Source organism: Streptomyces lonarensis, assembly GCF_012033735.1.
GTDB classification, from domain to species: domain Bacteria; phylum Actinomycetota; class Actinomycetes; order Streptomycetales; family Streptomycetaceae; genus Streptomyces; species Streptomyces lonarensis.
Genome location: NZ_JAAVJD010000052.1, coordinates 20,679 through 27,186 on the forward strand (window position 1 = coordinate 20,679; position 6,508 = coordinate 27,186).

1 protein-coding gene is annotated in these 6,508 nt (G+C 76.1%); it reads right to left on the minus strand.

All coding sequences use genetic code 11. The annotated features are described in order from the left end of the window. Window positions 1-130: 130 nt before the first annotated feature. Window positions 131-6,424, minus strand: coding sequence for a non-ribosomal peptide synthetase (locus HCN56_RS26340; RefSeq protein WP_280923262.1), 6,294 nt, complete (start codon window positions 6,422-6,424; stop codon window positions 131-133). Window positions 6,425-6,508 lie beyond the last annotated feature (84 nt).

Consider the following 6,508-nt stretch of genomic DNA (forward strand, 5'->3'; position numbering starts at 1 on the left):
CGACGCGGTCACGCGGACACCGGCGGCGCCCGGCGTCCCCGCGCCCGCCGTGTGACGCAGCGCCGCCCGTAACCCCACGGGGTTCCGGGCGGCGCTGCGTTCGGGGGCGGTGTGCGCCCCGGGCGGTGGGTCAGCCGGCGTCGCGCTGCCCCTCGCGGTCGCCGCCGTCCGCCTCCGGCGCGGGGCGCACCCGCTCCGTCAGCAGCGCGGTGTAGTCGTCGGCCCAGCCCCGGACCGTCTCCTCGTCCCAGAGGTCCGTGGAGTACGCGATGTAGCCGACCAGCACGTCCCCGGCCGGTACCAGGCCGAAGGAGACCTCCGTCCGTACCGCCGGGACGACCAGGTCCTCGACCGCCGCCTCGACACCCGGCAGGTCCAGGTCGGCGAGGAGCGTGTTCTGGTACTGGAAGCCGACGGGGACACGGTCCGGGATGTCCCGGTCGCCCGTCGCCTCCCGCACCGAGGCGGCGACCTCACCCATCGGCAGCAGCCGGTCGGCGCCCTCGGTCGCGCCGCGGGCCACCAGCCGGACCAGCTTCTCGAACTCCCCGCCGGCGGCGGCGACGGGAACCCGCAGCACGTACGGCGCGGAGGTGCACGCCACCAGCTCCTCGAACTCCTGGCGCTCCCGGTTGGCGTGGGAGACGTTCAGCAGTACGTCGGACTGGCCGGAGCGCCGGGCGAGCATCGTCCCCATCGCCGCGGCCGTGACCGCGAACGGTGTGGCGCCCTGCTCGCGGGCGACCCGTTCCACGTCGCGCCGCGTCCCGGCGGGCAGCGTGAACACCACGGCGGAGCCGGCGCCGCTGAGCTTCGCCGGGCGCGGCCGGTCGGTCGGCAGCTCCAGCCGGAACGGCGCGCCCGCCAGCTCCCAGGCCCAGTGCTCGGCCCGCCGCGCCGACTCCTCCGGCGGCATGGGGTTCTCCAGCTGCCAGCGCGCGTAGTCCGTGGACTGGCGTACCTCCGGCAACGTGTGCGGGGTGCCGTCGACCGCAGCCCGGTACAGCGCGGCGAGCTCCTGGAGCAGGATGCTGACCGCCCAGCCGTCGCACGCGGCGTGGTGCAGCACGAACAGCAGCGCCCAGCTCTCCTTGCCTGTGCGCAGCAGCCGGAGGACCGGCCCGGCGCCGGCGGTGAGGTCGAACGGCAGCTGCGCCACGTCGGCGCCGATCCGTTCGGCCTCCTCCGCGCGTTCGGGCTCGGGCAGCGCGGTCAGGTCCTCCTCGGGGAGCGGCACGGGGCCAGGGGGCAGCACCTCCTGGAACCAGGTGCCGTCGTCGCGGCGGAACCGCAGCCGCAGCGACTCGTGGCGTGCCACCAGGCCGGCCAGCGCCTGCCGCAGCGCGCCGACGTCGAGGGCGCCGTCGAGGACGAAGCGGATGGCGACGTTGAAGACCTGGGGCAGCGGGTGGCTCTCCTGCGCGGCGAGGAAGGCGCGCTGCTGGGTGGTGGCGGGTGTGGTCGGCGTGACGCCCGGTCCACCGGGCCGGCCCCCGCCGTCGGTACCGGCGGCGGTGTCGGTGTCGGCGGCGGCGGGATCGGCGGCGTTACCGACGGCGGTGTCGGTGTCGGTGTCGGTGTCGGTGTCGGTGTCGGTGTCGGCCGGCGTGCGCGCGCCGGACGGCCGACTGGCTCCGGCGAGGTGCGCGGCCGATTCCCGGAGGGTGGGGTGCTGGTAGAAGACGGCCATCGGCAGCTCCGCGTCGAACGCCGCGCGGACGCGGTTGGCCAGGCGGATCGCGGTGATGGAGTGGCCGCCGAGTGCGAAGAACGAGGTGCCGGCGTCGATCTCCGCTGGCGTCAGGCCGAGTTCGGCCGCCCAGAGGGAGCGGAGCCGGCTCTCCCACACGGCGGCGTCGGTGCCGGTACCGCCGCCCGTGCCGGGCGCCGCAGGTGTGGCGCCTGCCGCCGGGGCATCAGGTGACGAGGCCGGTGCGGAGGCCGGTGCGGCGGCGGGTGCGGGGGCCGACGCGGGGAGCCGCGTGGTGTGGCGCGGGTCCGGCAGGGCGGCGCGGTCCACCTTCCCGGTGCCGGTCAGCGGCAGGCGGGGCAGCACCGACCACGCGGCGGGGATCAGGTACTCGGGCAGCCGCCGGGTGAGGCGTCGCGTCAGCCAGTCGGTGAACGCCCGGTGGTCGTCGTCGCCGTCCCCGACGTCCTCGGCGGGTACGACGTGCGCGACGAGTCGGGCCTCCGTCCCCCGGTCGTGCCGAGGGAGGACCACCGCCTCCCGGACCTCGGGGAGCGAGGAGAGCACATGCGCGGTCTCCTCCGGTTCGACGCGGAAGCCGCGGATCTTCACCTGGTCGTCGGAGCGGCCGAGGAACTCCAGGACGCCGCCGTCGGTCCAGCGGACGAGGTCGCCGGTGCGGTAGCGGCGCCGGCCGGCGCCGTCCGCGCCGGGCGGGACGGTGAACCGTTCGGCGGTGGCGTCGGGCCGGTGGAGGTAGCCGTCGGCCACGCCCGGGCCGGAGACGTACAGCTCGCCGGGGGTGCCGACCGGGACGGGCTCGCCGTCGGCGTCGAGCACACTGAGCCGGGCGTTGTCGACAGGCCGTCCGATGGGGATCGGGCCCTCGTCCTCGCCCGGCACCGCGGGGGCCACGGTGTGGTGGGTGCAGCAGACTGTGGTCTCGGTCGGGCCGTAGATGTTGACCACCTCGTACCCGGCCGAGGCGTGCGGCCGGGTGCGGAGCACGTCCCCGCCCGCGACGCAGTACCGCAACGGCGGCTGGTCGGCGGCCGGGAGCTGCAGCAGTGTCTCGGCGAGCGCGGTCGGCAGCATCGCGAAGGTGACGTGCTGCGCGGTGTACCAGGCGGCGAGTTCCCCGGCGTCGCGCCGGACGGCGTCGTCGGCGACGGTCAGGGTGGCGCCGGCGGTCAGCGTCGGCCAGATCTCCAGGACCGAGGCGTCGAAGCTCTGGCTGCACAGCAGCGCCGTGCGGTCGGCGGCGGTGAACCCGAACCGGCGGTGGTGCCACTGGCAGAGGTCCACGACGGCCCGGTGCGGCACCACCACGCCCTTCGGCCGGCCGGTGCTGCCGGAGGTGTGGATGACGTAGCAGGGGTCGTCGGGGCCCGGGGTCCGTGACGGCGTGGTCGGGGAGCCGGCCGGCGCGGGGTCGTCGACCCCGACCAGGACGGTGGCTTCGGGGACGTGCGGGTCGTCGGGGCCGCCGGCTGCCGCGGTCAGCAGCAGCGGCGCGGCCGCCTCGGCGATGACGGTCTCGGCACGTGTCCGGCCGAGCGTCGGGTCGAGGGGCAGGTAGGGGCGGCCCGCCCGCAGCACGGCCAGCAGGGCCACGATCAGGTCGGCGCCCCGGGGCAGCCAGACGGCGACGGGCGCCGACGGGTCCGCGCCGCCCGCCCGGTGCCGGATGACGGCGGCCAACCGGTCCGCCCGGCTGTCGAGTTCGCGGTAGGTGAGGATCTTCTCGCCGTCGACGACGGCACGGCGATCCGGGCCCTCGGCCGCCCGCTGGGCCACGAGTTCCTGCACGGTGACGGCGGGGATGTCACGGGTCGCGCCGTCGCGCCACTCCGCCGGCACGGCGCGGGGCGCGGACGGTGTGCCGGCGGCGTGCCCGGCGTGCCCGGCGTGCCCGGCGTGCCCGGCGTGCCCGGCGGGTTCGGAGGCGTGCCCGGCGTCGGGTCGGGCGGGTTCGGCGGGTTCGCGGTGCTCGGCGCGTTCGGACAGCCCGGCGGGCCCGGCGGCTTCGGCGGCGTCCGGTTCCGGGGCGGCGAGGGTCGGCAGTGGCCGCTCGGGGTCGCCGACCGCCGCCGCCAGGATCTCCCGGAAGGTCGAGAAGAACCGGTCGACGGTCTCCTCGGTGAACAGGTCGGTGCTGTACTCCAGATGGCAGCGGACGCCGGTCGGCCGGTCGGTGAAGTAGACCGTCAGGTCGGTGAGCGTCTTGTCGGCACCGGTGTCCAGGGCGGTCGCCGTGACCTCGGGCAGCTCGAAGTGGAACGGGTCGTGGGACTCGTACTCGGCGATGACCTGGAAGACCGGGGTGTGCGCGGTGGTGCGCGGCACGCCCGACTCCGCCACGACCTGGTCGAACGCGGCGTCCGCGTGGTCGTAGGCGTCGAGCGCCACACCGCGGACCTGCCGCAGCAGCGCGGGGAAGGTTCCGGCCGCGGCCAGGTCCAGCCGGAGCGCGACGGAGTTGAGGAACAGCCCGAGGACGTCCTGGTGGCCGGGCGGCCGGGTCGAGGTGGGGGTGCCGATGACGATGTCGTCCTGGCCGTTGAGGCGGCGCAGCGCGGCGGCGTAGCCGGCGATCAGCGTCATGAAGAGCGTGGCGCGATGGCGGCGGCTCAGCTCACGCAGCTCGTCCGAGAGCCCCGCGTCCAGATCGCGGAAGACCGCTCGCCCCCGGGAGCTGAGCGCCGCCGGCCGGGGGTGGTCGGTCGGCAGGCTGCACAGCACGGGGGCGTCGGCGAGCGCCTTGCGCCAGTAGACGAGGTCGGAGGCTGCCTTCCCGTCCTGGTGTGCGGCGAGTTCGTCGCGGGCCACGTCGGCCGGGGTGCGGCCGAGGGCCGGCAGTTCGGGCGCCGTGCCGGTGCGGTGGGCCCGGTACAGCTCGGAGAGGTCACGGGCGAGGATCGACGCCGAGTGGGCGTCGGCGACGATGTGGTGCATCGACAGCACCAGGACGTGGCGCCGGTCGCCGGTGGTGACGAGACGCGTGAACAGCAGCGGGCCGTCGGCCAGGTCGAAGGTCCGGGCGCTCTCGGCCGCCAGCACGTCGCGGACGGCGGCCTCGGGGTCGGCCGCGGCGTCGCGGCGGTCCACGACGGCGTGCGCGAGCACGAGCTGCTCCGGGGCGTCGGCGGGCCGCACGTACTGGCGCGGGCCGTCGGCCGTCTCCCGGAAGACGGTCCGGAGTCCGGGGTGCCGGGCGACCAACGCGCGGAGCGCGTGGTGCAGCGCGGCGGGGTCCAGTGGGCCGTCGAAGCGGACGCCCTTCACCTCGTTGTAGGCGGTGCTCTCGGGGAACATGCGGTGCGTGATCCACACGCGCTGCTGCGCCGGGGAGAGCGGGTCGCCCGGCCCGGTCGGCTCGCCGCCGGCCGGTTGCGGGCCCGTGGCGGGGGCGGCGGTCGGTCCGGTGGCGGCAGCTGCCGTGGCGGCGGGACCGGCGGGGCCGGCGGCCGGTTCGGCGGCGGTGTCGGTGCTGCGGCCGGGGGTGGTCCGCACGGCCGGCGCCGTGCCGGTGGCGGTGCGCGGCCGCTCGCGATGGCTGCGCCGGAGCGCGTCCAGGTGGCGGAGGCCGCCGCGCAGCGCGTCCGACGGCACGCCGAAGTCGACCAGCGAGACGATCTCGTCCGCGCCGGCTGCGGTGACCGCATCCACGACGGGGGCGACCGACTCCACGGTGCCGATGAGCGCGCGCTGGTCGCAGTAGCGGCCGTAGGCGCGCCGGAAGAGCGTGTCGAGGTCGTCCTCGTCCAGGGAGCCCATGTCGACGTGGTGTCCGAGGCTCCGCGAGACGGTGCCGAACAGCGACAGCGAGGCGCGCATGTAGCGGGCCAGCGGCTCGTAGGCGTCGGCGCGCGCCGTCTCGTGGTCGGCGGCCAGATAGGTGTGGAGCAGCACCGCGACGTGTCCGGCGGCGGGGTCCAGCCCGGCCGCGGCGCGCGCCGCGCGGAAGCGCGCGATGTTGGCCGTCAGTTCCTCCACGCTCTGCGCCATCAGGTTGGTGACGATGCCGACGTCGTTGCGGCCGGCCAGTTCGTAGGAGGCCGGGTTGCCGACCACCGCCGTGTACATCGGCGGCAGTTCCTGGACGGGGCGCGGGAAGATGCGGACGTCGGCCGTGGTGCCGTTGCCGGCGTCCCGGGTCAGTGACTCGCCGCGCCACAGCCGGCGGACGTCCGCCACCTGCTCGTACATCAGCTCGCGGTGCTTGCCGAACCGGTCCGGGAAGAAGACGAAGTCGTTGGAGTGCCAGCCGGAGGCGCAGCCGATGCCGATGCGTCCGCCCGAGAGGTTGTCCACCATGGACCACTCCTCGGCGACCCGGATCGGGTCGTGGAGCGGCAGGACGACCGAACCGGCGTTGAGCCGGACGCGGCTGGTCTCCCGGGCGAGGGCGGCGGCGAGCACCGCCGGGTTGGGGAAGAGCCCGCCGAAGGAGTGGAAGTGCCGCTCCGGCATCCACAGGGCGTGGAAGCCGTTCTCGTCGGCGAACCGGGCGGTCTCCGCGATCAGTTCGTACCCGTCCTCGACCTCGGGGTAGTCACCGAAGAAGTAGAGGCTGAACTCGGGTGGGCCGGACCGGCCGGCGGGCGCCTGCGCACCGGCGGTCACCGGGGAAGGTGTCGGGGCGGCGGCCGGTGCCGGGTCGGTGGCCGGAGCGGTGGCGGCCGGGGCCGGGGGAGCGGCGGCCGGGCGTGCGGCGGTGGTGTTCCACGCCATCGCGGTGAGGGCGCCCCGCCGGGAGCCGGCCGGCGCGGCCTCCGGGGCCGGTGCCTCCGCGGCGGGCTCCGCACGCGCGGGCGC

Coding starts and splice junctions, on each gene's coding strand:
- HCN56_RS26340 (WP_280923262.1), bottom strand. CDS start 6,424: ATGGCGTGGAACACCACCGCCGCACGCCCGGCCGCCGCTCCCCCGGCC.